The 24,207-nt window shown below is 38.1% G+C and carries 27 protein-coding genes; 17 read left to right on the forward strand and 10 right to left on the reverse strand.

The features are described from left to right. The first annotated feature begins 246 nt into the window (after positions 1-246). From ACLCEG_RS18960 to ACLCEG_RS18970, 3 genes are read left to right on the forward strand one after another with little or no spacing between them, the layout of a single operon-like run. Complete coding sequence (locus tag ACLCEG_RS18960; protein ID WP_004704137.1) at positions 247-750, forward strand: YfiR family protein; 504 nt, start codon at positions 247-249, stop codon at positions 748-750. Between the two features lie 5 nt (positions 751-755). Beyond that, a complete protein-coding gene (locus ACLCEG_RS18965) occupies positions 756-1,979 on the forward strand; it encodes a diguanylate cyclase domain-containing protein (protein ID WP_004704135.1) in 1,224 nt (407 codons plus the stop codon). A 14-nt stretch (positions 1,980-1,993) separates the two neighbouring features. Further along, positions 1,994-2,473: an OmpA family protein gene (locus tag ACLCEG_RS18970; RefSeq protein ID WP_004704133.1), complete on the forward strand. Its 480-nt coding sequence runs from the start codon at positions 1,994-1,996 to the stop codon at positions 2,471-2,473. Between the two features lie 46 nt (positions 2,474-2,519). Here the strand turns inward: ACLCEG_RS18970 and ACLCEG_RS18975 are convergent, their stop codons facing one another. After that, complete coding sequence (locus ACLCEG_RS18975) at positions 2,520-3,530, reverse strand: metallophosphoesterase (RefSeq protein WP_039255371.1); 1,011 nt, start codon at positions 3,528-3,530, stop codon at positions 2,520-2,522. Positions 3,531-3,636: 106 nt separating this feature from the next. Here ACLCEG_RS18975 and ACLCEG_RS18980 point away from each other — a divergent pair, with 106 nt between their 5' ends. Beyond that, positions 3,637-5,262, forward strand: coding sequence for a phospholipase D family protein (locus ACLCEG_RS18980; protein ID WP_004704129.1), 1,626 nt, complete (start codon positions 3,637-3,639; stop codon positions 5,260-5,262). Here the strand turns inward: ACLCEG_RS18980 and ACLCEG_RS18985 are convergent, their stop codons facing one another. Continuing rightward, positions 5,263-6,072 (reverse strand): lysophospholipid acyltransferase family protein, encoded by an 810-nt coding sequence (locus tag ACLCEG_RS18985; protein ID WP_004704128.1) that lies wholly within the window; start codon positions 6,070-6,072, stop codon positions 5,263-5,265. A 203-nt stretch (positions 6,073-6,275) separates the two neighbouring features. On the opposite strand from ACLCEG_RS18985, the gene hflX reads away from it, so the two are divergent. The 4 genes from hflX (at position 6,276) to ACLCEG_RS19005 (ending at position 9,236) form a co-directional block, all read left to right on the forward strand. Next, positions 6,276-7,610: a ribosome rescue GTPase HflX gene (gene hflX, locus ACLCEG_RS18990; protein WP_410568790.1), complete on the forward strand. Its 1,335-nt coding sequence runs from the start codon at positions 6,276-6,278 to the stop codon at positions 7,608-7,610. 42 nt (positions 7,611-7,652) lie between these two features. Beyond that, complete coding sequence (locus ACLCEG_RS18995; protein ID WP_019456617.1) at positions 7,653-8,024, forward strand: hypothetical protein; 372 nt, start codon at positions 7,653-7,655, stop codon at positions 8,022-8,024. A gap of 10 nt (positions 8,025-8,034) precedes the next feature. Beyond that, on the forward strand, positions 8,035-8,709 hold the full coding sequence (locus tag ACLCEG_RS19000) for an LrgB family protein (RefSeq protein ID WP_086497342.1): 675 nt from the start codon (positions 8,035-8,037) through the stop codon (positions 8,707-8,709). 83 nt (positions 8,710-8,792) lie between these two features. Then, a complete protein-coding gene (locus tag ACLCEG_RS19005) occupies positions 8,793-9,236 on the forward strand; it encodes a DUF2147 domain-containing protein (RefSeq protein WP_019456615.1) in 444 nt (147 codons plus the stop codon). A 40-nt stretch (positions 9,237-9,276) separates the two neighbouring features. Here ACLCEG_RS19005 and ACLCEG_RS19010 read toward each other — a convergent pair whose 3' ends face one another. From ACLCEG_RS19010 to pdxA, 3 genes are read right to left on the reverse strand one after another with little or no spacing between them, the layout of a single operon-like run. After that, positions 9,277-10,116, reverse strand: a complete 840-nt coding sequence (locus tag ACLCEG_RS19010) for a symmetrical bis(5'-nucleosyl)-tetraphosphatase (RefSeq protein ID WP_410568793.1) — start codon at positions 10,114-10,116, stop codon at positions 9,277-9,279. After that, positions 10,117-10,929 (reverse strand): 16S rRNA (adenine(1518)-N(6)/adenine(1519)-N(6))-dimethyltransferase RsmA, encoded by an 813-nt coding sequence (rsmA, locus tag ACLCEG_RS19015; protein ID WP_004704118.1) that lies wholly within the window; start codon positions 10,927-10,929, stop codon positions 10,117-10,119. It abuts the gene before it with no gap. Between the two features lie 23 nt (positions 10,930-10,952). Further along, positions 10,953-11,936 (reverse strand): 4-hydroxythreonine-4-phosphate dehydrogenase PdxA, encoded by a 984-nt coding sequence (gene pdxA, locus ACLCEG_RS19020; protein ID WP_077165726.1) that lies wholly within the window; start codon positions 11,934-11,936, stop codon positions 10,953-10,955. A 173-nt stretch (positions 11,937-12,109) separates the two neighbouring features. Between pdxA and rplM the strand changes: the two genes are divergently transcribed. The 9 genes from rplM (at position 12,110) to ACLCEG_RS19065 (ending at position 17,603) form a co-directional block, all read left to right on the forward strand. Further along, a complete protein-coding gene (rplM, locus tag ACLCEG_RS19025; protein WP_002117832.1) occupies positions 12,110-12,538 on the forward strand; it encodes a 50S ribosomal protein L13 in 429 nt (142 codons plus the stop codon). A 12-nt stretch (positions 12,539-12,550) separates the two neighbouring features. Continuing rightward, positions 12,551-12,937 (forward strand): 30S ribosomal protein S9, encoded by a 387-nt coding sequence (gene rpsI, locus ACLCEG_RS19030; RefSeq protein WP_002048725.1) that lies wholly within the window; start codon positions 12,551-12,553, stop codon positions 12,935-12,937. Positions 12,938-13,109: 172 nt separating this feature from the next. Next, entirely contained in the window at positions 13,110-13,763 is a 654-nt protein-coding gene (locus ACLCEG_RS19035; protein ID WP_068935977.1) for a glutathione S-transferase N-terminal domain-containing protein, read from the forward strand. 6 nt (positions 13,764-13,769) lie between these two features. Then, the gene (locus tag ACLCEG_RS19040; RefSeq protein WP_077169781.1) at positions 13,770-14,204 is read left to right on the forward strand and encodes a ClpXP protease specificity-enhancing factor; all 435 of its coding nucleotides are present in this window, start codon (positions 13,770-13,772) and stop codon (positions 14,202-14,204) included. Between the two features lie 17 nt (positions 14,205-14,221). Next, positions 14,222-14,878 carry a hypothetical protein gene (locus ACLCEG_RS19045; protein WP_077169782.1) on the forward strand — a complete coding sequence of 219 codons (657 nt, stop codon included), beginning with the start codon at positions 14,222-14,224 and terminating at the stop codon, positions 14,876-14,878. Between the two features lie 336 nt (positions 14,879-15,214). After that, positions 15,215-15,574: a hypothetical protein gene (locus tag ACLCEG_RS19050; protein WP_019456611.1), complete on the forward strand. Its 360-nt coding sequence runs from the start codon at positions 15,215-15,217 to the stop codon at positions 15,572-15,574. An 82-nt stretch (positions 15,575-15,656) separates the two neighbouring features. Beyond that, a complete protein-coding gene (locus tag ACLCEG_RS19055) occupies positions 15,657-16,622 on the forward strand; it encodes a hypothetical protein (protein ID WP_410568795.1) in 966 nt (321 codons plus the stop codon). 8 nt (positions 16,623-16,630) lie between these two features. Continuing rightward, positions 16,631-17,191: a GTP-binding protein gene (locus ACLCEG_RS19060; RefSeq protein ID WP_019456610.1), complete on the forward strand. Its 561-nt coding sequence runs from the start codon at positions 16,631-16,633 to the stop codon at positions 17,189-17,191. After that, complete coding sequence (locus ACLCEG_RS19065) at positions 17,184-17,603, forward strand: roadblock/LC7 domain-containing protein (RefSeq protein ID WP_410568797.1); 420 nt, start codon at positions 17,184-17,186, stop codon at positions 17,601-17,603. The genes ACLCEG_RS19060 and ACLCEG_RS19065 overlap by 8 nt, the downstream gene beginning before the upstream one ends. 46 nt (positions 17,604-17,649) lie before the next feature. Here ACLCEG_RS19065 and ACLCEG_RS19070 read toward each other — a convergent pair whose 3' ends face one another. The 5 genes from ACLCEG_RS19070 to ACLCEG_RS19090 are packed head-to-tail and all read right to left on the reverse strand — an operon-like array spanning position 17,650 to position 24,197. Then, entirely contained in the window at positions 17,650-19,590 is a 1,941-nt protein-coding gene (locus ACLCEG_RS19070; protein ID WP_410568799.1) for an acetyl/propionyl/methylcrotonyl-CoA carboxylase subunit alpha, read from the reverse strand. 18 nt (positions 19,591-19,608) lie between these two features. Further along, entirely contained in the window at positions 19,609-20,445 is an 837-nt protein-coding gene (locus ACLCEG_RS19075; protein WP_410568801.1) for an enoyl-CoA hydratase/isomerase family protein, read from the reverse strand. Positions 20,446-20,461: 16 nt separating this feature from the next. Further along, positions 20,462-21,619 (reverse strand): acyl-CoA dehydrogenase family protein, encoded by a 1,158-nt coding sequence (locus tag ACLCEG_RS19080; protein ID WP_410568803.1) that lies wholly within the window; start codon positions 21,617-21,619, stop codon positions 20,462-20,464. Between the two features lie 42 nt (positions 21,620-21,661). Next, positions 21,662-23,275, reverse strand: a complete 1,614-nt coding sequence (locus tag ACLCEG_RS19085; RefSeq protein ID WP_410568805.1) for an acyl-CoA carboxylase subunit beta — start codon at positions 23,273-23,275, stop codon at positions 21,662-21,664. Between the two features lie 10 nt (positions 23,276-23,285). After that, the gene (locus tag ACLCEG_RS19090) at positions 23,286-24,197 is read right to left on the reverse strand and encodes an SDR family oxidoreductase (RefSeq protein ID WP_410568807.1); all 912 of its coding nucleotides are present in this window, start codon (positions 24,195-24,197) and stop codon (positions 23,286-23,288) included. Positions 24,198-24,207: the final 10 nt, after the last annotated feature.

The following is a 24,207-nucleotide window of genomic DNA, read 5'->3' on the forward strand; positions in this document are numbered from 1 at the left end:
TCACTTAAAGCAACCAATCTAATCACAAGTAACTGTTTTTCAACAAGTTTCTATCTGCATCACCGCCGATGGATGTGCATTATAGACCATTAATCCCCAGTTGCAATACCTTTCTCATATTTTATTATTCAAGCGGTCGTTTTTTAGGCTTTTTAGTAGAAATTAGATGAGATATTAAACTTTTTTTAGTTAATCAACTTCATGTAGAATAGATTATTCATGCAATTGATGTGGCATTAACTCACCATGTGGCATTCCGCTAAGAAAGTATTATTCTGCATACTTGTAGTGCTTGCTACGAGTGGGCCTGCGTATGCCAATTCAAAACATAACTTCTATGTGCTAACTTTATCTATTTTAAGTTATAGCAAATGGGAGAATGTAAGCACCCCTACTCTTTGTGTAATTGATAATGCTTCAATTACTTCTACTTTTCAGTCTTATATTCAACAATTATCTTATAATTATCGTGTACAAACAGTTAATGTTAAAGATTTCCCCAAGTCACATTGCCAAGCTGTTTACTTTTCTACAACTTCCCCTCAACAACAACAAAATTTAATTCAGAATTATCCATATCGTTCTTTGCTTTCTTTAAGTATTAATAATCCAGAATGTGAAGTTGGTAGTATCTTTTGTTTATATGATCAAAATAATTACACCACTTTTAAAGTTAACTTAGATGCATTAAGCCATTCCAAGGTCCATATTGATCCAAGGGTATTACTCTTGGCTAAGAATGCGGAGTAAGGGCCATGATATCTAAGTTGTATCAGTCCACTTCTCTACATGCTCTTTTTAGAAAGTCTCAATTTACGATTTTTGCGATTACTTTTTTTATTTGTTCTTTTACCTTTGTATCTATTTCCGTTTTTACTATGGAAACTTATGCAAAGCAAAATTTGCAATTACTTAGTCATACGCTTCTTGAGCGTATTCAACCTGCTGTAGTGTTTAATGACAAGATCACAATAGAACAGATCTTAAATGAATATACGAATGATCATTCTATTCGAGCTATTCATATTTATGATTCTGAACATCATTTAATTGCACAAAGTTTTAAGTTGTCTAGTCAAACTTCTGTTTTGGAAGGATGGTTTAATCATTGGTTCTTAAATGAGCCTGTACATTTAACGATTTATCATCACCAACAGAATGTTGGCGAGCTAACGCTTTTTGGTAGCTCTGAAAAAATATTGCAATTTTTAAAGATGATTATGGTCGGTCTAGCGATCGCGATGTTATTTATTGTTTGTGCACTATGGTGGTCAGTGAATTTAACTTATCGTCAAATTATGCAGGCGATTTATCCTCTTACCAATATTGCTCAAATCGTAAGTGAACAGAAAGCTTATAATCTTCGCTTTCCATATAACCGTATTAAAGAGTTTCAAGATTTAAATACTGTTTTTAATCAGTTGCTTGAAGAAATTCAAATTTGGGATAATCAGTTACAAAAGGAAAATCGAAAACTATCTTTTCAAGCTCATCACGACCAACTCACGTTACTACCAAACAGACATTATTTTTATCAAATATTGTTAGATATGTTTGAAGATAAGGATTTTGACAACAAGTCTGCTCTATTATTTATAGATAATAATAACTTTAAGGCAATTAATGACCAGTTCGGACATTTAGCTGGTGATGAAGTCTTAAAAGAGATGGCCAAAAGATTACAGACTCGTTTACGGCATCAAGATTTTATTGCCCGTCTAGGCGGCGACGAATTTGCGGTCATTTTGCATTCCATTAGTCATGCTGATCATTTAATATCTATTGCTGAAAATTTACTCGAAAGCTGTAAAGAACCTTTGCATCTAAATGATCAAACGATTTATTTCAGTTTTAGTGTGGGGATTGCTTTATCCCAATTTGCGTCTAGTCCAGAAGATTTTATTATGCAAGCCGACCAGGCGATGTATAAGGCTAAGACTTCTGAGCAACATTGGTTTATTTATAAACCAGAGAATTAAATTTAGGCTAATCTATGAATACAAGATCTTTAAAACTCTCCTTTATTGCATTGCTGTGCATTGCTCTTGCAGGCTGCTTGAGTTTTGGCCCTTTGAAATATCGTCAAGTAAAAATGCTAAAAAAAGAGGGTTTTGTTCTAACTAATGAAGGCTGGACTCTAGGTTTACCAGAACGTTTATTATTTGATTTTAATGATGCAACGTTGAAACAAAGCCATGAAGCAGAACTTGTACGCTTAGCAAATCAATTAAATAAATATGATTTGAATAAGTTAAAAATTGTTGGTCATACTGACGATGTAGGTAATCCTGAATATAACCAGAAGTTATCTGAAGAGCGTGCACAAAGTGTTGCTAACCTTTTCTTGACTCGTGGTTTTAAAAAGGAAAATATTTATGTTATTGGACGTGGTTCAACTCAACCATATGTACCAAACACAACCAATGAAAATAGGGCAATCAATCGTCGTGTTGCAATCGTCATTATTCCTTAATTTTCTTATTTAAAAAAAGCCAATCTTCGTGATTGGCTTTTTTGTTTTATACAAGTTCAATAATATCAATAGTCGGTGGTACACGAAATCTTAAAGGTATACCAACCATACCTGTTCCTACGGTAACAAATACATCAGCATGTTCGTGTGAGTAAAAACCACGTTTGTGACCTAAAATTGATACTTTTTTCATAATGTAATTAGTTACCCACGGAAGCTCGACCTGTCCCCCATGAGTATGTCCTGATAACATCAAAGGTCGATTAGGTAATTTGGGAACCATATCTACTGTATCTGGATTATGAGAGAGGATCAGCCAGGGTTTATCTTGTGGTAAGTTTGGCATTGAACGCATATCGGTTTTTCCAGCCCATAGATCACCAATACCAATTAAACGAAATTCGTCAAACTCAACAATTTTACCTTCAATATCCATAACTTCATTGTAGTAAAGTGCATCTTTTAATAATTGTTGGATAGGTGGTCCTGGATATTGTTCATCATGATTTCCAGGAACTGAATAGACTGGAGCTTGAATATCTTTGAGTACAGCCAGTTCTTGTACTAGTTTGTCTTCTGGTTCATAGGTCCAGTCGCCTGACACAACCACCAAGTCTGGCTGTTGTTCATTGAGTTTTTTCACAATGATTTTGAGTTGTCGTTCGTGGCCAGAAAATAAACCTATATGTAAATCAGCAATTAAAGCAACTTTTACAGGCTTATTAAAACGGCGATCCGGATTCAAACGATATTGATGAACATCAACACGTACCATATGCGGTTCTATAAAACGTGCATAAATGAGGATACCGCTTAATAAAAAGATAAAAATGGTTTGATGAATTGAGTAATATCCTATCCAACCCGCATATAAGTTAAAGAACCAAAGTGGAATAAGAAGATAAGACAGATAAAAAGTAAGTAAGTGAACAAAAGCTTTAAATGGATGAATTGTTTCTGTACGTGATTGATGAATCCAAGCTTCGACAATGCCCCACAAGGCAAGTATTGAAAAAATAAAGTAAAAACAAAAGATGATTGAATTTGGATTCCACATTACGATTCTCGACTTATCTTATATTGATTGCTAGTAATCAAATTCAATATTTATCTTTCAATATGCACGAATTATACTCTAGCTCACCTTATCGTATGTATTGATTATGGCACAATCCTTTCATTCCAAACAGCTTCAAACTCATCAACAGGCTAAAGGCTTTTTGATCAAAGCTTCTTTAGTTGTCTGTTCAAGTTTTGCTGTGACTTTGACAGGTTGTAGCACTTTACCCAAACATCGTGCAGAACCAATTGAATATGCACGAGATATCGATACATCTCAAACTTCACTTGCAAAAATTATTACGCCTTTGCGGGAACAAAATCCGAATTTAACGGGTTACCATCTGTTAAATGATCCATTAGAAGCACTTGCGGCTCGTTTAAGGTTGATTGATAAAGCCGAAAAGACTTTAGATTTACAATATTATATTTGGGATAATGACAAGGTCGGCGCTTTAGCGTTACATGCGATTATTCGTGCTGCAGATCGTGGCGTTAAAGTACGTTTATTGATTGATGATAATAACGCTAAAAAAATGGAAGGGGTTTTACTGGCCCTTTCTCAGCATAAAAATATTGAAGTTAAATTATTTAACCCTTACCGTTTTCGCGAATACCGCGCGATGGATATGATTTTAGACTTAAAACGTATCAATCGTCGTATGCATAATAAGAGCTTTATTGCTGATAATCAGGTGGCGCTCATTGGTGGGCGTAATATGACAAATCAATATTATAACGTCAGTGATAATTACCAATTTTCTGATGTTGATGTCATGTTAGTTGGTGCTGCTGTTGATGACATCGTAAATTCTTTTGATGATTACTGGAATCATGAATATGCCTATTCGGTCCAGAGCATTGTTAGTGCTCAACAACACCGTTTACGCTATGAAAGTTTAAAAGAACAACTCGATGCTCATTATCAACAGGCAACTGTTCAAAACTTTCTTAACTTAACTTCTAAGTCGCATGCTTTTGATAAATGGCTAGACCATAACATTCAATTTGACTGGGTTAAGGCAGAGGTCGTAAAAGACTCCCCTGATAAAATTAAGTCAAAAGCAAAAAAAGAAGAGCATTTAAATTTCCAATTGATTAACCATTTGGAAAAGCCCGAAAGTAATGTTGATTTGATTTCTGCTTATTTTATTCCTGAAAAGCAAGGCGCTAAAATTTTGAGTACGCTTGCGAAAGAAGGTGTAGAAGTTCGAGTTTTGACAAACTCATTTAAGGCAAATGACGTTGCTGTTGTCCATGCTTTTTATGGTAGATATCGAAAAGAACTTTTGAAAAACGGCGTACAACTTTATGAGTTTTTACCAGCACCAGATAAACGTAATTTAAATAAAAATACGGAAGAGTTGGCAACTAAGGCTAAAGTAAACATGAAAGGCTTAAGTCGCTCAAGCTTACATACCAAACTCATGGCTTTAGATGAACAGGTTTTTATTGGATCATTCAATTTTGATCCACGTTCTGCTTATTTAAATACTGAAATTGGTGTAATTTTAGATAGCCCATCGCTAGCAAAAACAATTCACCATACGATGGATGAAAACTTAAATAAATATGCTTATAAATTAAAGCTCGACCCGAATAACAATATTTATTGGCAACAAGAAACCTCCAAAGGACCTGTTATTTATAAAAAAGAACCAGAAATGAAATGGTGGCAAAAGGCAGGCATGAAGTTTCTTTCATGGCTACCTCTCGAAGGGTTTATGTAATTAACTTTTTGGCTTAAGTACTTTTTGATGTAATTGAGCCAAACCTTCTACCATTTTTTGTTGGACTTCTTGAGTCAGACTTTTTACATCGTGCCCTTCGACCGAGATAGGAGGCAAGGTCAGTAGATGAGCTGTTACTTTCGGCATTTCTAGCACATGCTGAATATGTTCAACAAATGACATCTCACCAATAAATGGTGCAACATTATCTAATTCACCATGACGGTTTACATAGCAAATTAAGCACACCTGTACTGGGCGCTTGGCTTCAATAGCAGCCCCGAGTAAACGACCATGTATTTTTTTAACAGAATGTCCATCTGTAGTAGTCGCTTCAGGAAAAAATAATACTGGAATATTTTGTTTTAAGAATTCAGCAATTTGCTCTCGAATTCTAATAGAGTCACCAGAGCCACGCTTAATAAATAAAGTACCGCCCCCCTTTGCTAAGTTACCAAAAATAGGCCAATTTTCTATTTCAGCTTTAGCCAAAAAGAATACGCGCGCACCAGAACCTAAAACAGCAATATCAAGCCAAGAAATATGATTGCTTACCCATAAAGCTGGCTCTCTAGGAATCGTTCCATGCACTTGAACATCGAGGTTAAAGACTTTGCATAAACGGCGACAAAAATATTGGACGTATCGTGTATTAACAGGATTATTTGGATCCTTATAGAGTCCATGACGATAAACTAAATAAAAACCTTCACTGATTGCCGCAGTTGCTGAAGTAACTTTCTTTCCGTACAAGCCTATTTTAGAAAATTTCTTTAACGTTGAATTTAATATACTTTGCGTTTGAGCCATAAAATTTCACTAACGATCAATCATTGTTATACCTATCTCGAGCCATTCTATACGTTTCGCAATTAACTTGCATCGCTATGCGATAGAAGCAATTAAAAAATAAAATGCATGTAGATAATCTAAAGGATAAGACTAAACCCTTTCCCCTTTTACTCAAGTTTCCTCTAGAATAAAGTTTTACCCTTTTCAGGATTTATAGCCACGTGGAATTTGTTGATCGGCATCAAGGCGGTGAGCGCACAATATTGGTGAGTGTGTCTGTACAATTATTAGATGATCTGGATGCCGAAGAGTTTGCTTTACTTGCACAGTCTGCTGGTGCGGATATTCTTGAGCACGTTAAAGTACAACGTAATAAGCCAAATCCTAAATTTTTTATTGGTTCAGGTAAAGTCGATGAAATAGCAGAGAAAGTTCAAGAATTAGAAGCTGGGCTGGTTATTTTTGATCATGCATTATCACCCGCTCAAGAACGAAATTTAGAAAGAATATTAAAATGCCGAGTCATTGACCGTACTGGTTTAATTTTGGATATTTTTGCCCTACGTGCCCGCACCCATGAAGGTAAATTACAAGTCGAACTTGCTCAGCTTAAACATTTATCAACTCGCCTGATTCGTGGTTGGTCTGCTGACTTTGAACAACAAAAAGGTGGTATTGGCTTACGTGGTCCTGGTGAAACACAACTCGAAACAGACCGTCGCCTCATTCGTGTACGTATTACTCAGTTAAAAGACAAGTTAGAGAAAGTCCATCAAACTCGTATACAAGGACGAGCAGCCAGACAAAAAGCTTCAATTCCAACCGTATCTTTAGTGGGTTATACCAACGCTGGTAAATCTACTTTATTTAATATTTTAGCGAAAAGTGATGTATATGCAGCCGACCAACTGTTTGCAACACTTGATCCAACCTTACGTCGTTTAGAATGGGATGGTATTGGTACTGTTGTGCTCGCAGATACTGTCGGTTTTGTGCGAAACCTACAACATGATTTAGTTGAGTCTTTTAAGGCAACTTTAGAAGAAACGCTTGAGGCAACACTACTCTTACATGTAATTGATAGCAGTAGCCATGAAATGCAGGATCAGATTGAAGCTGTTGAAGGTGTCTTAAAAGAAATTGGCGCAGATGCCCCTGTCCTTCGTGTTTACAACAAGATTGATTTAAGTGGTGAAGAGGCCAAAATTGTTTATTCAGAGCCCCATGTTCCTGATCGCGTTTATGTATCTGCACATTCAGGTTTAGGTCTAGATTTACTACGTCAAGCTGTTCAAGAATGTTTAATGGGGCAACTTCAACAATTCTCATTAGTTCTTAAACCGGCTTATGGCAAATTGCGTACCCAGCTTTATGCTTTAAACGTTATCGAATCTGAACATTATGATGATGAAGGGCTATTACATATTGATATACGAATAGCACCTCATAAGCTCGAGCAATTAATTCGCCAAGCCAAATTACCTATAGATGAGATATTAGGTGAACGAGCGAGTCAGTTTAAACGACCACTGGAAGAGTTTGAAATCAAGAACTAGATCAGTTAAAACTTGATAAGTAAACTTTTAGAGATAAAAAATATGGATAAGATCAAAAGTATAGATTGGGCAGCATGGGTAGGAACTTTTCTACTTATTATCGGCTTTCGTGAAGGCTCAGTCGTCGTTATGCGTACTTTTGGTCATCCAGAATTAGGAAACTTAGTCGGTTTAATTAGTTTACTCATCATTTTGCTCGTTTGGCGCAAGTTTAAGAAAATTCCTTTAAGACTAGTCGACACCAACAATAAAATCATGAAAGAAAGTGGTTTTGCTTTTTTACCTATTTGTGCAGGATCATTAATTATGCTGGTGCATATGGGCAAAGAAATTCCTTTATTTCTCTTTGTACTAGTGGTGAGCACCCTTATCCCTCTGTGGGTCTATGCAAAAATGGCCAAACACTGGTTATAAGGAGAATAAAATGTTTATGATTTTATATGGATTTTTGATCACTCTAGTTGGCTACCTTTGCGCAAAACCTTTAAACCGCCGTTTCCCTCAAGTCCCTCTCTTAGTTTTCGGTATGTTCATTGTGATTGGTTTATTGTCAATCTTGAAAGTTCCTTATGAAGAATACCGACTTTATGTCAATGATTTATTCAGCCATCTACTGGGTTATGTCACAGTTGCTTTAGCGATACCATTGGCTGCAATGCGATATGACGATCTACCTCTTAAATCAGTGATTGGAATTTTGTTTTTTGCAAGTATTAGCGCCGTTGCTTTACCAATGGGCCTTGCTTATTTATTGCATATGTCTGAGCCTACTATTCTGGCATTTGCTACACGCGCTGTAACTACACCTATTGCTTTAAACATAGCAACTTTATTACATGCCCCTGAAACATTAGTCACGTTAATTGTGATTTTATCAGGAGTTATTGGTGCAGCATTTTCACCATTTTTACTTAAGCATATTCATGATGAAAGAGCATCAGGTTTAGCTCTAGGTTTAGCCGCACATGCTATTGGAACAGCTCAAGCTTGGCAACGTGGCCCTGTTGCGGGTCGTTATGCCGCTTTTGGTATGGCTTTAAATGGTGTATTTACCGCCATATGGCTACCGACTTTCATGTTATCTGTAGGAATTTCCTGATCAAAAAGTAGTTCAAATAAACATTGAACCAGTGATCAATTAGAAATAAGATGATCTTTTCAAATCTAAAAGGATTTTTGATTATGGGGAAATTTTTTGTTGGAGCGATGCTCTTATTGGGGATAAATTCAGCTACTTTTGCGGCTGATATTACTGGTATGTGGCAAACGATTGACGATAAAACTGGTACGCCTAAGGCTCATGTAGAAATACGAAAAGAGGCAAATGGTACTTATTCAGGAAAAGTTGTAAAAATTACACCGCGTCCGGGTTATACACCAAAAGAAATTTGTGATAACTGCCCAGCGCCTTATACCAATAAGCATATTGTAGGTTTAGATATCGCGACTGGTTTAAAACAAGTGGATAGTACAACCTACACTGGTGGGAAAATTCTAGACCCAAATACTGGCAAAGTTTACGGATTAAAAGCTAAACTCAGTGCAAATGGTAACCGTCTACACATGCGTGGTTATCTTGGAGTTTCAGCTTTAGGCCGCAATCAAATCTGGATTCGCCTAGAATAAATCTTAAAAAAGAAAAAAGCCGCTTATGCGGCTTTTTTTATTACATGACAGGATTAACTACTGAAAAACTTTGCTGGTCTTCAAGACGATAAGCAATTAAGTTTTTACCCCACACACAGCCACCATCTACATTCTGAATATGTTCACTAATTGTTCTGCCTTCTAGAGCAGCCCAATGACCAAAGAATACTTGATGTGTTTGTGCAGCTTTACTTGGAAATTCAAACCAAGGTAAATAACCTTCTGGCATAGGTGCATCTAAAGTATCTTTAAAACTAAATTCCAAAGTACCTTCTGCATTAGTTAAACGCATGCGAGTTAAATAATTGGTAATACAGCGTAGGCGGTCATTACCAGTTAACTCATCTGTCCAAAGATCTGGTTTTGAACCATACATTTCAGCTAAAAAAGCATCTAATACAGACAGATCATCATGTGCTAATACAGCTTCAACTTCTTTCGCTAAAGCAGCCGTTTTTTTTGCATCCCAAATACAAGGTATACCAGCATGTGTTAGCACAGTTTGTTCATTTGGAAATAAACATAATGGCTGTTTACGTAACCAGTCGATGAGTTCATCACCATCCACAGCATCAATAACATCCTGTGTACGATCTTTCTCTTTAATTTCTTTAAGACCACGAGCACAAGCGACTAGTGTTAAATCATGATTACCTAAGACGGTTGCAGCTGCGCCACGATCGGCTAGTTTTTTAATAAAACGAAGTGCACCTACAGAGTTTTCTCCACGTGCAACTAAATCACCAGCGAACCAAATAAAATCTTGGTCAGGATCAAAACGTATTTCTTTTAGTAATGCTTTGAGTGCCTCAAAACAACCTTGCACATCTCCAATTACATAGTTATAACGCTTGGTCATTTATGCCACCATTTGATCTGCCAAAGCGACAAACTCGGCAAGTGTCAGAGTTTCTGGACGAGCCATTGGGTCAACGCCTGCTTTCTCAAAGCCATCTTCTGCCAGCATACCTTTAAGACTGTTTCTTAGGGTTTTACGGCGCTGTGTAAACACATGTGCAACCAAACGAGCTAAAGCTTTCTCATCTTTTGCGACAATCGGTTTTTGTTCATAAGGAACTAAACGGAATACTGCACTCGTTACTTTTGGCGGTGGATTAAATGCACCAGCAGGAACTTCAAATAAAAATGTAGGCTGGCAATAATATTGAATCATTACCGATAAACGACCATATTCTTTTGTATTTGGTTCAGCAGTAATACGATCAACCACCTCTTTTTGCAGCATAAAGTGCATATCTTTGACTTTGCTACCAAATTCCAAGAGATGAAAAAGTAGTGGTGTTGAAATGTTATAAGGTAAATTACCTACTACACGTAATGGTCGACCATCTTTTACGAGTTCACTAAAGTCATATTTTAATGCATCAGCTTCTACAATAGTTAAACGTTCTGGATGTGGAACACGCTCTGGCAAACCCGCTGCTAAGTCACGGTCTAACTCAACAACTGTTAAAGCATCACACTCTCCAATTAAAGGAGAAGTTAATGCAGCCAAGCCCGGACCAATTTCAACAATATTATCGCCTGTACGCGGATTCACAGAGCGCACAATTTTGGCAATGACTCGCTGATCATGTAAGAAGTTTTGACCAAAACGTTTACGAGCTTTATGCCCTTCATCTTTCGGGTTTAGGGCATTAATTTGATACATAGAACATTTCCAACATGAAAAATTTAACTCGCTGCCAACGATAAAGCTAAATCGACAGCGACATTTAAACTTGAGCTTTTTGCCAAACCTGTCCCAGCTAAAGACAGAGCAGTACCATGATCAACCGAAGTTCGAATAAACGGTAAGCCCAATGTGATATTAATTGCTTCACCAAAACCTTGTGATTTTAGCACAGGTAAGCCTTGATCATGGTACATGGCAAGAACAGCATCAGCATTTTTAAGATGTTCAGGAGTAAATAAAGTGTCTGCTGGCATACTTAAACTGATTTTAATGCCTTGAGAGCGGTAAGTTTCAAGAACTGGATTAATGGTATCAATCTCTTCACGACCTAAGTAACCATCTTCACCCGCATGAGGATTTAAGCCACACACCAAAATACTTGGATCGGTAATTTTAAACTTAGTTTTTAAGTCATGAAGCAAGATGTCTATTACTTGATGCAAGCGTTGTTTGGTAATTGCATCTGCTACATCTCTTAAAGGCAAATGTGTAGTCGCTAAAGCAACTCGCAGGGTTTTAGTGGCGAGCATCATGACAACACGCTCTACACCTGCAAACTCTTGGTAATATTCGGTGTGACCACTAAACAAAATTCCTGCATCATTAATGACTGATTTTTGCACGGGTGCAGTAGCTACACCTACACTCTTACCTGACATTGCATAATCAGCTGAACGACGTAGTTGCTCTAATACATAAGCAGCATTAGCTGGATCTAATTGACCGTCAGTGACTTCTGTTTTTAATGCAACATGCTCTATATAAAGCTCACCTTGCAAAGATGATTGAGTCTGTCCGGTATACTCTAAAAACTTAATATCCAAGCCAAGCTTTTGAGCACGTTGTTGCAATAAATTTCGGTCAGCTAAAACAACAACAGGACGTTCATCAACTCGTTTCGCCAGACTTAAACAAATATCTGGACCAATACCGGCAGGCTCACCGGAAGTGACATATAAAGGCAGCACAATCACCCCCGACACATTTCTAAAATTTGAATTATTTTAACATATCCTACATTCATCGGATTAGGGATTAAATTATCTACCTTAAACTGGATTTTTCTTGTGACTTTGGACAAACTCGTTTAGAATGCTCGCTCCTTTTGTTTGGACAGATTCCATAGTCCAAACCAACTATAATAGGTAGTGGTTTAATGAAAACTCTCAGCGCTAAGCCAGCTGAAGTTCAACATGACTGGTATGTTGTTGATGCTTCTGGCAAAACTTTAGGTCGCCTTGCGACTGAAATCGCTCGTCGTTTACGCGGTAAGCATAAAACTTCTTATACTCCTCACGTTGACACTGGCGATTACATCGTTGTGATTAATGCTGAACAAGTTCAAGTGACTGGTAAAAAATCACTTGATAAGAAATATTATCGCCATACTGGTTTCCCTGGTGGTATCCGTGAGACTAACTTCGAGAAGTTAATTGCTCACAAACCTGAAGCTGTTCTTGAAAAAGCGGTTAAAGGCATGTTACCAAAAGGTCCTCTTGGTTATGCAATGATCAAAAAAATGAAAGTGTACGCTGGTACTGAGCATCCGCATGCTGCTCAACAGCCACAAGTTTTGGACATCTAAGGGATACAGCACATGGCTACTAATTATGGTACAGGTCGCCGTAAGACCGCAACTGCACGTGTTTTCTTGTCAGCTGGTACAGGCAAACTCGTTATTAACAACCGTACTTTAGAGCAATATTTCGGTCGTGAAACTGCTCGTATGGTTGTTCGTCAACCTTTAGAACTTTTAGAAGTTACTGAAAAGTTTGACCTTTACATCACTGTTAAAGGTGGTGGTATCGGTGGTCAAGCTGGCGCGATCCGTCACGGTATTACTCGTGCGCTTATCGCTGCTGACGAAACTTTAAAACCTGTTCTACGTCAAGCTGGTTTCGTTACTCGTGATGCTCGTGAAGTTGAACGTAAGAAACTTGGTTTACGTAAAGCTCGTAAACGTCCTCAATTCTCTAAACGTTAATTCGTTTACCGAATCGGACAAAAAGCCTTGGATTTTTCCAAGGCTTTTTTATTATAAAAACAGAACCAAAAGATAAGAACTTATAAATATAAAAACTATCTCTTTAGAACCGTGATTTCCTAGAGCATTTTTAGTATTCTAATCGATTCACTCAACCACGTCGTCTTGTGATATGTCGGTCGAAAATACCTCTATTCAGGGGATTACCCTTTACAGCCATGCTGATGATTTCCGTTCTCACTGGATTCGTTTCTTATTAGCAGAAAAACAAATTAAATATCAATTGATCATAACTGATCACGAAGATGAGGATTTAGCAAGTCTAAACCCTTATAACCAATTACCGATGCTCCTTGAGCAAAACCTGAAATTATTCTCAGCACCCATTATTGCTGAATATCTTGATGACCGATATCGTCAGAGCAAACTTTACGCCGATGCGCCGATGGCACGCGCAGAACAACGACAATATATTTGGCGTCTTGAAAATGATTGGTTCAAATTGGCTGATCATATGCTCAAACATGTAGATACTTTAAATGTAGAACAAAAACAAAAAGCACAAAAAGAACTACGTGAGACCTTAATTTCTCTTACTCCACTATTTCAGCATTTTCCTTACTTTATGTCGGAAAATTTTTCAATTTTGGACTGTATGCTCGCCCCAATTTTTGTGAGGCTGAATAGCATGGGAATTGATTTACCAAAGCAGCAGTGTCGGCCTATATTTTTGTACTGTAAACGTATCTTTAGCCGCCCTTCTTTCGTTAAATCAATGACGGCCCAAGAGAAAACCCGTTACAATGAACAATTAAATATGGAATAGTGTGATATGTCTGAGCAAACTATTGAATTAACCCCTACACGTCCTTATCTTGCTCGTGCAATCTATGAATGGATTTGCGACAACAAACTCACACCTTATTTACTTGTTGATGCAACACAGCCACATACGGATGTACCACAACAATTTGTCAAAGATGGTCAAATCGTTTTAAACATTGTTCCACATGCTGTACATCAATTATTGATTACCAATGATGCTATTACTTTTTCAGCACGGTTTGGTGGAGTTTCCAAGAATATTTACGTGCCTATTCAAGCTGTTTTAGGCCTGTATGCACGTGAAAATGGTCAGGGTTTATTCTTTGATCCAGAAGAATATGCCAATGTCACTCCTGCAGAAAATGTAAGGGAGCCAGAAGTACAAGAATCAACTGAAACAACATCGAGCAAGAAAAAACCAACATTAAGAATTTTAGATTAAATTTAGAGGAATAAAGTATGGCATTTGATTTAGTCCAATACTTTGCTGAGCAAATAAAAATTCAGAAGCCTCAGCTTTTAAATCAATATCCAGCAAATGAAAAGAATAAGCTGATTGATGAAGTTAACGTGCTAACACTTGGCAAGTTAATCAGCTTATGGCGTCAAGATGATAGTAAAATTTATAATGAAATAAAAACTGCTGATCCACTATATATTCAAGAAGTAGCGCGCCATCTAACTACATCTAAACACAATCAATCAGATTTAAAAAATACTGAGCTCGAACAAAGTATTTCTGAAATTCTCACATTACAGTTAACAGAGCTGAATCAGCTTGATGACACTGGTGGGTTCGGTCAAAATGGATTGAAAGAGCTCATCTTAGGTCAAGTTGAACATTTATCAGGCCAAGCGGAAGACTGGGTTTGGTCAACAAATCACCTAACAGAGTTAATTGGTTCTAAACCTGTTGAGCAAGAAGAGCTATCATTGGATACAACAATGAAGGAGTTTAACCAAATGGTTCATCAAGCCCAACCATCCCACGAAGATTTGCATATTGAAGAACAAACAATCGAAACTTCAGTTCCTACATGGTCAAAGATCATTGCTCCTGTAGTTGCTTTAGCAATCTTGGGTTATTTGTACTGTATTTATACTCAACTTGTTTAATTTCATCATAAACATTAAAGGAGGAACAAATAGTTCCTCTTTTTTCATTGTAAAAACATAATTTATTATCCAATATTATTTTAACATTCTATTACAATTATTAAATTTTGAATAAAAATTATATAATGCAAACCTGAGCACAATATTAAAAGTATAATGCATAAATTTTCTTATAATATTTTTTATAAAATGACATTTTTGGTCACTTACTTACCCAAACATCAATTTTAATTTAAACCTGTTTTATTGACTTAAGCTTGGGTAGAAATATAATGATTTTTAACTACTTTTAAATAAAAAGTAGTAACTATAATTTTATAATCCTGAGAGATAAAAATGGCTAAACTTTCTTTAGATAGCTTAACTGAAATTGATGGTTTTGTTGCATCTGCACTTGTTGATTCAGAAAGTGGTTTATCACTTGCAACTCAAGGCGGTGGGGAAATTGATTTAGAATTGGCTGCTGCTGGAAATACAGAAGTCATTCGCGCAAAGAGAAATATCGCTAATGCATTGAAATTAAATGACAATATTGAGGATATTTTAATTACTTTAGGTAAAGCTTATCACTTAATTCGTCCATTAGAGAGTAATAACAACTTATTTCTTTATTTAGTACTTGATCGTACTAAAGCAAATTTGGCTATGGCTCGTCATGAGTTAAAGTCATTTGAAAAAGAGCTAGACTTCAGCTAATTGATTTAATTTATGCTCTTTATATTAATTATAAAGAGCATAAAAAATCACTAAACTATTTAATAAAACTTAAAATGATACTATGGATAGTCATTGCATAAATATTGCAGTTTCAGGTTTAAGCTTAAAAGTTTCAGATGAATTAAAAATATTAATCCGAAATTTAATATCCAATCAATATGGGATTAACTGGGTTAACATTTCTAATAATAATATTGATTTATTAATCATTAACGAAAACTTTTTTGATGCAGATAACATTCAAAATATTCTTCAAAAGAAAAAAATTCCTTATTTAAAAATTACCAAAACACCTTCACAAAATGGAAACTCTATATATGAACATACTTTACACTTTCCCTTAGAAAAGTCAGAGCCCCTTCTATCTTGGCTACAAAAAAATGTATTAGCCTCTTTAGAATCTACTGCTATTAACTCTACGTCAGCTTTATCAAATGAAATGGCTCTCATAGATGGGCAATTTATAAAAAGTTTACATAGTCAGGAAAATACCAAATTACATTTATTTGATGATAAAGGTACGCTCGCTATTATTGATAACAGGACTCAGGTCGCTTGGGTAGAACCTTCTCGTCAAAAAGCACATACCAATATGAGTTTTAATTTTGCTTTTGCCAAAACCTCAGACTTTACAAAGGTTTCACGTAAAAAAGGTTATTACTTAAAAGATTGGTTATGGAATCTCATCTGGTATTCAAATGAATTTGAAAATTTAGCTTCGGCTGATGGTTATTTCAAAATAGATCATTGGCCGCAACCCTATCAAAAAGAATATAGAAAAATTAGCCTTCAGCTCTCTGCCTGCTTTATTCAGGGAGCCAAAGTCACTGATGTAGCAAAACAACTTAACCAACCAATCGATGTTATTTTACGTTTTATTACGGCTTGCTTAATGGCAAATAACGGACAATATGTTTCTGCAAATAAGTGTTCATACGCTCCTCAAACGCATTCAGAAGGCTCAAATAGTGAAAGTCATTTTTTTAAAAATTTCATAGGAAAAATTAGACGTCGTTTTGGTTTTTAAGGAACAGTATGATTATACAGCAATATAAAATTGTCTTTGCGGGCAGTATGGGGGCGGGAAAAACAGAAGCGATCAAATCGCTATCTGAAATTCCAATTTTAGGAACAGAAGCATTTAATACAGATGTAGAAAGCCATCAAAAATCACAAACAACAGTCGGAATTGATTACGGCGAAATTACACTAGATGATGGAGTTAAAATTGGCTTATATGGAACACCTGGACAAAGCCGTTTTGATTTTATCTGGTCAGTTATTTGTGAAGGCGCAATCGGTATTATTCTTCTGTTAGATCATAACAGCCCAAGTGCTATTAGCGAGCTAGAAAGCTATTTGGAAACCTTTAAAAACTATAATAATAATATTGCGATTGGTATTACACATATTGATGAAAATAAAGAATCTTCACTTCAGCAGTATCGTAATTGGTTAACAGAAAATGAACTTCAATATCCATTATTTTTTATTGATGCAAGAGAACAAGAGCACATTTCAATGATGGTTGAATCATTAATTGCATCACTTGAAGTTAAGGTAGGCGCAACATCTCAAGGGAAAGATCATGCTTAGTATTCCAATTCAAAAACGAACCGCTCCAACACAATTGCTACAACTTGCAAAAAGTGAAGCCCAAAAAATTCTGATGAATACACGTGGTGTAGACTTTGTGATGATTTGTTCTTCAGATGGGTTTGAATTAGCAACAGTAAGTCACAAGAACTATCATAACACCACTAAATTAGCAGCGGTGAGTAGTTCTATTTTGGCAATGGTCACTGCATTTTTAAAAGAAATTCAACTGACTGGCTGTAACAACATCACCTTAGATGCAGATAATGGCAAAGCCATTTTGACGGCTATTCCAGCGATCCATCACCCGATGGTGATGGTTACCCTAAGTAATAGAGATGTACTTTTAGGGCAACTGCTTTACAGTCTAAAAAAAGCAAGCCAAGTGATTGCAGAGGCAGATGGAGAATAACCCACACGGCTATAAAAAAATACCGCCCAATAAGAGCGGTATTTTTTTATACTTGGATACTAAATAGCATTTGCCGTTTTTTAACTTGCTGCCCTTGTTGGCCTAAAACGTCTTCAATAATCCCATCTACATCAGCTTTAATCTGCTGCTGGATTTTCATAGCTTCAAGCACTAGTAAGGTCTGACCTTTCACCACTTGATCGCCTTTATTCACCAGAATATTAACCACAGCACCATCCATTGGTGCACGAATTTTGCCATCACCAGCCGCATCAACTGTTTCTGGAGCAGCATAAGTTACGTTGCGAATTGCAACATTGCCATTCTCTCGATCTAAGTAAAGCTGATCACCATCTAATACATATTGGACACGGCGACGCACACCATTAATTAAATAAACTAGGTAATCTGGCGTTCTCTCAAGTACTTCAATGCAAACTGTTTGATCACAGAACTGGGCCGTAAATGTGTTATTTACAGATGAAAGCAGTAATTGAATTTGCTGATCATCATATTTAAGTTTTAATGGTAATGGCACACCTAAGCCAGTTTGCCACACTGCCGTACCGTTACTTTGGCTAAATAATGCCGCTGCAATCGCTAATGTTTCTAAAGATAGAACCTGCTTATGTAAACTGCTGTCATTTAGAAAATGCTGTTGAATGAACGCTGTATTGGTATCTCCTGCAACAACAACTGGATGACGTAATAAATTGACCAAAAATTGTTTATTACTATTTACTCCTAGCAAAACACAATCATCTACGGCACGAGCCAGTAAGCGAATCGCATCCTCACGGGTTTTACCGTATGCGATCACCTTCGCCACCATCGGATCGTAAAATGGACTGATTTCATCGGTTGCTAACATGCCATGATCGATTCGCACATTTGGTAAAGTTGCAGGCTGCCATCGTAAAACCTTTCCTGTTTGTGGTAAGAAATCCTGACGTGGGTCTTCGGCATACAAACGCACCTCGATTGCATGACCGTTTAACATCAATTCATGTTGTTGCAAAGGCAATTGTTCACCATTCGCTACACGTAACTGCCATTCAACTAAATCTAGTCCCGTAATAAGTTCGGTTACCGGATGCTCGACCTGCAAACGAGTATTCATCTCCAAAAAGTAAAATGCACCGGATGCATCAAGCAAAAACTCAACTGTCCCTGCTCCCACATAAGCACATGCTTTCGCTGCTGCTACAGCAGCTTCCCCCATCTGCTGACGTAATTCAGGCGTCATCACTGGACACGGCGCCTCTTCAACTACTTTTTGATGGCGGCGTTGGATTGAACAATCACGCTCAAACAAATAAACATAATTGCCATGAGTATCACCAAAAACCTGAATTTCGACATGGCGCGGAGCAATGACTGCTTTTTCTAAAATAAGCTCACCTGAACCAAATGCATTTTCAGCTTCTGAACGCGCAGTTTGTAAAGCTTCAATCAATTCGGATGATTGTTGTACCAAACGCATTCCACGACCACCACCACCCGCAGAAGCTTTGACCATAATCGGAAAACCAACCTGTTCGGCTTGTCCTGCTAAGTATTCGAGATCCTGTCGGTCACCTTCATAGCCCGGTACACAAGGGACGCCCGCCTCAATCATGGCAATTTTTGAAAGGCGTTTACTGCCCATTAACTCAATTGCAGAAGCAGTAGGCCCAATAAAGGTAATCTGGTTATCGATACATGCCTGAGCAAAATCAGTATTTTCAGACAAAAAACCATAACCGGGGTGAACTGCATCAGCACCTGTTTTTTTGCAAGCTTCAATAATTTTGGTAATAGCGAGATAAGACTCAGATACTTTAGATGGCCCAATGTAAACAGCTTCATCTGCCTCTTGCACATGGCGAGCCTTATGGTCAGCATCAGAATAAACTGCGACAGTTTGGTAGCCCATTGCCTTAGCAGTCTGCATGACTCGAACTGCAATTTCACCACGGTTGGCAACCAGTACTTTTGAAAATTTCATTATTTTTATCCTTATCTTTTATGACTCATCAGCCCAGTTTGGCAACCGTTTCTGGATAAAAGCCATCGTTCCTTCTTGTCCTTCAGCACCACCAACCGCTTGAGCAAACTGCTGTGCAGCATCATCTAGCAATTCATTTAAAGGTTCATTGAGCGTTCGATGTAACAGCGCTTTAGTCACACGCGAAGCTTGAGGAGCTGCTCGTTTAATGTGTTGAATGGTTTCCTCTAAAGCTTGTTCAAGTTCAATTTCATTATGTGCAATTTGATGAACAACTCCGAAACTTAATGCTGTATGCCCTTCAAAACGCATACCGAGTAAAGCAAGTCGGCGCGCCTGAGTCAGGCCAATACGTTTCACCACGAAAGGAGCAATTTGCGCAGGAATAACCCCCAGTCCCGTTTCAGGTAAACCAAACTGAGCATTGTCACGACTAATGGCAACATCGGAAACACATGCCAAACCAAAACCACCACCTAAAACAGCACCTTCTAAAATCACTACAACCGTTTGCGGCGCAGCTTCAACTTGCTCAAGCATGGCACCAAAACAGCGGTTAAAGTCAGCATAAGGTTGTAGACTGCCGACATTGGTCACTTCAACGCGTAAAGCAGCCATATCTTTAATATCCCCACCTGCACAAAAAGTTCCGCCTTCACCACGGATAATTACCGCACGAATTGAAAGATCATCGCGAATGGCATTAAAGACTTGTTGAATGGCATTAACCATATTCAAGTTCATGGCATTACGGCTTTCTGGTCGGTTTAACCAGAGATATAAAATACTGCCGTCTTGTTCTAATTGAATGCTGTCATCAATATCTAAAGCTTGTAGAGATGAGGAAAGTGTCATGGTGTATTCCTTATTTTTATTTCTGCTTTTTAGGCAGAATGTCCATTAACTTACAGATAATCCCCAGCATAATCTCATCTGCACCACCGCCAATAGAGCCTAAACGACCATCACGATACAGCTGTGATGCAGGGTTATCCCACATAAAGCCATTGCCGCCCCAATATTGCAGACAACTATCGGCAACTTCACGAGTTAAACGTCCAGCTTTGAGTTTTGCCATAGATGCAAGTTTGGTCACATCTTCACCAGCAATATGCTGTTCACAAGCTTGGTAGGTTAAGGCTTTAAGCGCTTCCACTTCAGTCATGAGTTCGGCAAAACGAAAATGGATATATTGGTTATTAATGAGGGGTTGACCAAAAGTGGTACGCTCTTTTGTATAGTCGATGGTCTTTTGGATTAAATTTTCCAAACCGCCAATGGCATTAGCACATGCCCATAGGCGCTCTTCCTGAAATTGCATCATTTGCATCATGAAGCCTATGCCTTCGACACCCACTAAGTTACGTTGAGGTACACGGACATTATCTAAATAAACCTGCGCTGTGGTCGTTGAACGCATCCCTAATTTATTAAGTGGCTCTGAAAAACTAATCCCTTTGGTTTTTGCTGGCACAATAATCATCGACTTATTAACGTGTGGTTTATCATCAGACGTATTGGCTAAAAGACAAAAGAAGTCGGCCTGCAATGAGTTTGTAATCCACATTTTACTGCCGTTAATGACATAGTCATCGCCATCTTTTTTAGCAGTCGTTTTAATAGCAGCAACATCCGAACCAGCATGCACTTCCGATACTGCAATTGAGGCAACATATTCCCCAGCAATCGCTGGTGTTAAAAACTCATCGCGTAATTCTTTACTACCAAAACGCGCCAAAGCAGGTGTTGCCATGTCCGTTTGTACACCAATGGCTAAAGGCACCCCGCCACAAGCTGCATAGCCAATTTCTTCTGCAACTACAAGGTTATAAGAATAATCTAACGCTAAACCGCCATTTTCCTCAGGCTTACAAATCCCCAATAAACCAAGATCACCCATCTTTTTAAATACGTCATGGATTGGGAAACGTCCCGCAGCTTCCCATTCTGGAATATGTGGATTCAGCTCATTTTGAACAAATTGACGAGCTGTACGGCGTAATGCTTCATGTTCGGCAGTAAATTTCATTGTGTTATTCCTATTAATTTTTTTAATTGCGGTAAAGGTTGATTAAAAACGGGACACACCAAACCGAGTTGGATTTAGCTCTCGTTGCTGTGCTTCATAAATGGTTTGTAAAAGGAAAATTAATAATTTTCGAGTATCTCGCGGATCGATAATGCCGTCATCATGTAGCATGGCCGTATTGAAAAGAGCGGTAGATTGCTGCTCTAATTTCATAGCCGTACTTTGCTCAAGAAAATCGAGCATTTGCGGATTCGGTTCCTGACCAGAAGCTTTTTGTTTTCCTTCGGCAACAATACGCAGTACTTTTCCAGCTTGTGCAGATCCCATGACAGCAACATGCGAATTTGGCCATGCAAAAATAAAGTCTGGCGATAAACTCCGACCACACATTGCGTAGTTACCAGCACCATATGAGCCTGCCACAACAATTGAAATTTTAGGTACAGAACAATTCGCAACAGCTTGAATAAGTTTCGAGCCATGCTTGATAATGCCATTTTGCTCGGCATCGGTTCCCACCATGAAACCGGTGGTGTTATGCAAGAACAATAATGGATGCTTGGTCTGTTCACACAAGTGTATAAACTGAGCTGCTTTCGCTGCTCCTTGAGGCGTAATCGGACCATTATTGGTGATAATGCCAATATGTAAGCCTCCAATTTTCGCCCAGCCACATACCGTTAAATCATCATATTCCTGTTTAAATTCTAGAAAATCTGAATCGTCAATAATGCGTGCAACCACTTCTTTTATATTGAATGGTTGTTTCGGGTCATTTGGAATCACACCCAATAACTCTTCAGCGTCATAACGAGGTTCTTTATAGGGAATATCAACTGATTTGACTTGCTCTTTCCAGTTCAAATGTTCAAAAATTTCACGTGCAAGTCGAATACCATCAGCATCATTTTCAGCTAAGTATTCTGCTGTTCCAGCAACCTGTGCGTGCATTTCTGCCCCACCCAACTCTTCAGCCGTTGCTACTTCGCCAGTCGCAGCTAAAAGTAAAGGTGGGCCTGCAAGCAACATCTCGGTTTGCTTACGCACAGCAATGACATAATCAGAAAGACCAGGCTGATAAGCCCCACCAGCTGTTGCGTTACCATGAACAACTGCAAGCTGTGGAATACCTGCCGCTGAAAGACGTGCCTGATTGGCAAAGGTCATACCGCCATAAGTAAATACTTCAGCCGCATAATTTAAGTTGGCGCCACCACTTTCGGTCAGCGTAATCAGGGGGAGTTTTTGTTCTAAGGCAATTTTTTGCAAACGCAAAGTTTTTTGTACGCCCATAGGGGACATGGTCCCACCTTTAATCGCGCTATTACTTGCAGAAACCAGACAACGCACACCACTGACAAAACCAATACCAGCAATCACACCACCACCCGCTTCTGAACCATCTTTATCATCATGCATGTTGTAGCCAACCAAACCACAAAGCTCAATAAAAGATGAATCAGCGTCAAGTAATAACCGCACCCGCTCATGCGGCAAAATCTTGCCTTTTTTATCGAACTTCGGTTTGGCAGCATACGATTTATCAATACTTTTTTGTTGAATTGCACGGACTTCACTCAGCTGAGCAAGCAGTGCCTCTTTATTTTTTTGATACTGTTGACTACCAACAGCAATTTCGGATTGAAGAATGGTCATTTTTTATTCCTCACTCCGAGCCTGAATTATTGCTTTGCTCGACTTTTTCAATCTTATCTTTTTTAAAAATTTCAGGAATAAATGCACGATGGAAACCATTATAAGACTGACTATTTGTCGCCTCAGCTAGTGGATACATGCGTGTTCCTTGTGAGGCAGCACCATCAATACGTAAGGTCACACCAGAAACAAAAGCCGCAGCATCGGACAGTAAATAACAAATCGCCGACGATACTTCTGACTCAGTTCCCATACGTTTTAGCGGTACATTGCCAGCAAGACTTGGAATAATTACTTTGGCAAAATCACCACTATAATTATCCATACCAGATGACACAATCCATCCCGGTGCAACCGCATTTACACGAACGCCAGATTTCCCCCACTCAACCGATGCTGTTTTAGTTAAGTTATCAACCCCTGAACGCGCAGCACCAGAATGTCCCATTCCCGGCATGCCGCCCCACATATCAGCAGTCATATTGACAATACTGCCACCATGTTTAGCCATCCATTGGTTATAAGCTTCACGCATTAAATAGAACGTTGCGTGTAAATTATTACGCACGACTGCATCAAAACCATTCGCCGAGATATTCTCTAAAGCTGACGGGAACTGACCACCCGCGTTATTCACCAAACCATCCAATTTACCGAACTTCTCAATCACTTCAGCAATCATATTTTTCACTTGTTCTTCTTCACGGTTATCACAAACAATGAAATGAACCCGCCCACCATCTTCTATAATTTCTTGGCTTACTTTCTCTAATTTTTCAATTTTGCGTCCTGTAATCACCACTTGAGCGCCGAGGGCTGCAAGCTCATGTGCCGTACAACGGCCAATACCTGAGCCCCCACCTGTCACAATGACTACTTTATTAGCGAATGCATCTGGTCTAAAAATTGATTGATAACTCATCTTTGTTTCA

This window comes from Acinetobacter sp. H1(2024) (assembly GCF_046557555.1).
Lineage (GTDB): Bacteria > Pseudomonadota > Gammaproteobacteria > Pseudomonadales > Moraxellaceae > Acinetobacter > Acinetobacter seifertii.

Coding starts and splice junctions, on each gene's coding strand:
- ACLCEG_RS18965 (WP_004704135.1), top strand. CDS start 756: ATGATATCTAAGTTGTATCAGTCCACTTCTCTACATGCTCTTTTTAGA.
- rplM (WP_002117832.1), top strand. CDS start 12,110: ATGAAAACTCTCAGCGCTAAGCCAGCTGAAGTTCAACATGACTGGTAT.
- ACLCEG_RS19070 (WP_410568799.1), bottom strand. CDS start 19,590: ATGAAATTTTCAAAAGTACTGGTTGCCAACCGTGGTGAAATTGCAGTT.
- ACLCEG_RS19065 (WP_410568797.1), top strand. CDS start 17,184: ATGCTTAGTATTCCAATTCAAAAACGAACCGCTCCAACACAATTGCTA.
- ACLCEG_RS19040 (WP_077169781.1), top strand. CDS start 13,770: ATGTCTGAGCAAACTATTGAATTAACCCCTACACGTCCTTATCTTGCT.
- ACLCEG_RS19050 (WP_019456611.1), top strand. CDS start 15,215: ATGGCTAAACTTTCTTTAGATAGCTTAACTGAAATTGATGGTTTTGTT.
- ACLCEG_RS19045 (WP_077169782.1), top strand. CDS start 14,222: ATGGCATTTGATTTAGTCCAATACTTTGCTGAGCAAATAAAAATTCAG.
- ACLCEG_RS18960 (WP_004704137.1), top strand. CDS start 247: ATGTGGCATTCCGCTAAGAAAGTATTATTCTGCATACTTGTAGTGCTT.
- ACLCEG_RS19005 (WP_019456615.1), top strand. CDS start 8,793: ATGGGGAAATTTTTTGTTGGAGCGATGCTCTTATTGGGGATAAATTCA.
- ACLCEG_RS19035 (WP_068935977.1), top strand. CDS start 13,110: ATGTCGGTCGAAAATACCTCTATTCAGGGGATTACCCTTTACAGCCAT.
- ACLCEG_RS18980 (WP_004704129.1), top strand. CDS start 3,637: ATGGCACAATCCTTTCATTCCAAACAGCTTCAAACTCATCAACAGGCT.
- ACLCEG_RS19000 (WP_086497342.1), top strand. CDS start 8,035: ATGTTTATGATTTTATATGGATTTTTGATCACTCTAGTTGGCTACCTT.
- rsmA (WP_004704118.1), bottom strand. CDS start 10,929: ATGTATCAAATTAATGCCCTAAACCCGAAAGATGAAGGGCATAAAGCT.
- ACLCEG_RS18975 (WP_039255371.1), bottom strand. CDS start 3,530: ATGTGGAATCCAAATTCAATCATCTTTTGTTTTTACTTTATTTTTTCA.
- ACLCEG_RS19060 (WP_019456610.1), top strand. CDS start 16,631: ATGATTATACAGCAATATAAAATTGTCTTTGCGGGCAGTATGGGGGCG.
- ACLCEG_RS19090 (WP_410568807.1), bottom strand. CDS start 24,197: ATGAGTTATCAATCAATTTTTAGACCAGATGCATTCGCTAATAAAGTA.
- ACLCEG_RS18985 (WP_004704128.1), bottom strand. CDS start 6,072: ATGGCTCAAACGCAAAGTATATTAAATTCAACGTTAAAGAAATTTTCT.
- ACLCEG_RS19010 (WP_410568793.1), bottom strand. CDS start 10,116: ATGACCAAGCGTTATAACTATGTAATTGGAGATGTGCAAGGTTGTTTT.
- rpsI (WP_002048725.1), top strand. CDS start 12,551: ATGGCTACTAATTATGGTACAGGTCGCCGTAAGACCGCAACTGCACGT.
- ACLCEG_RS19055 (WP_410568795.1), top strand. CDS start 15,657: ATGGATAGTCATTGCATAAATATTGCAGTTTCAGGTTTAAGCTTAAAA.
- ACLCEG_RS18995 (WP_019456617.1), top strand. CDS start 7,653: ATGGATAAGATCAAAAGTATAGATTGGGCAGCATGGGTAGGAACTTTT.
- ACLCEG_RS19075 (WP_410568801.1), bottom strand. CDS start 20,445: ATGACACTTTCCTCATCTCTACAAGCTTTAGATATTGATGACAGCATT.
- ACLCEG_RS18970 (WP_004704133.1), top strand. CDS start 1,994: ATGAATACAAGATCTTTAAAACTCTCCTTTATTGCATTGCTGTGCATT.
- ACLCEG_RS19080 (WP_410568803.1), bottom strand. CDS start 21,619: ATGAAATTTACTGCCGAACATGAAGCATTACGCCGTACAGCTCGTCAA.
- ACLCEG_RS19085 (WP_410568805.1), bottom strand. CDS start 23,275: ATGACCATTCTTCAATCCGAAATTGCTGTTGGTAGTCAACAGTATCAA.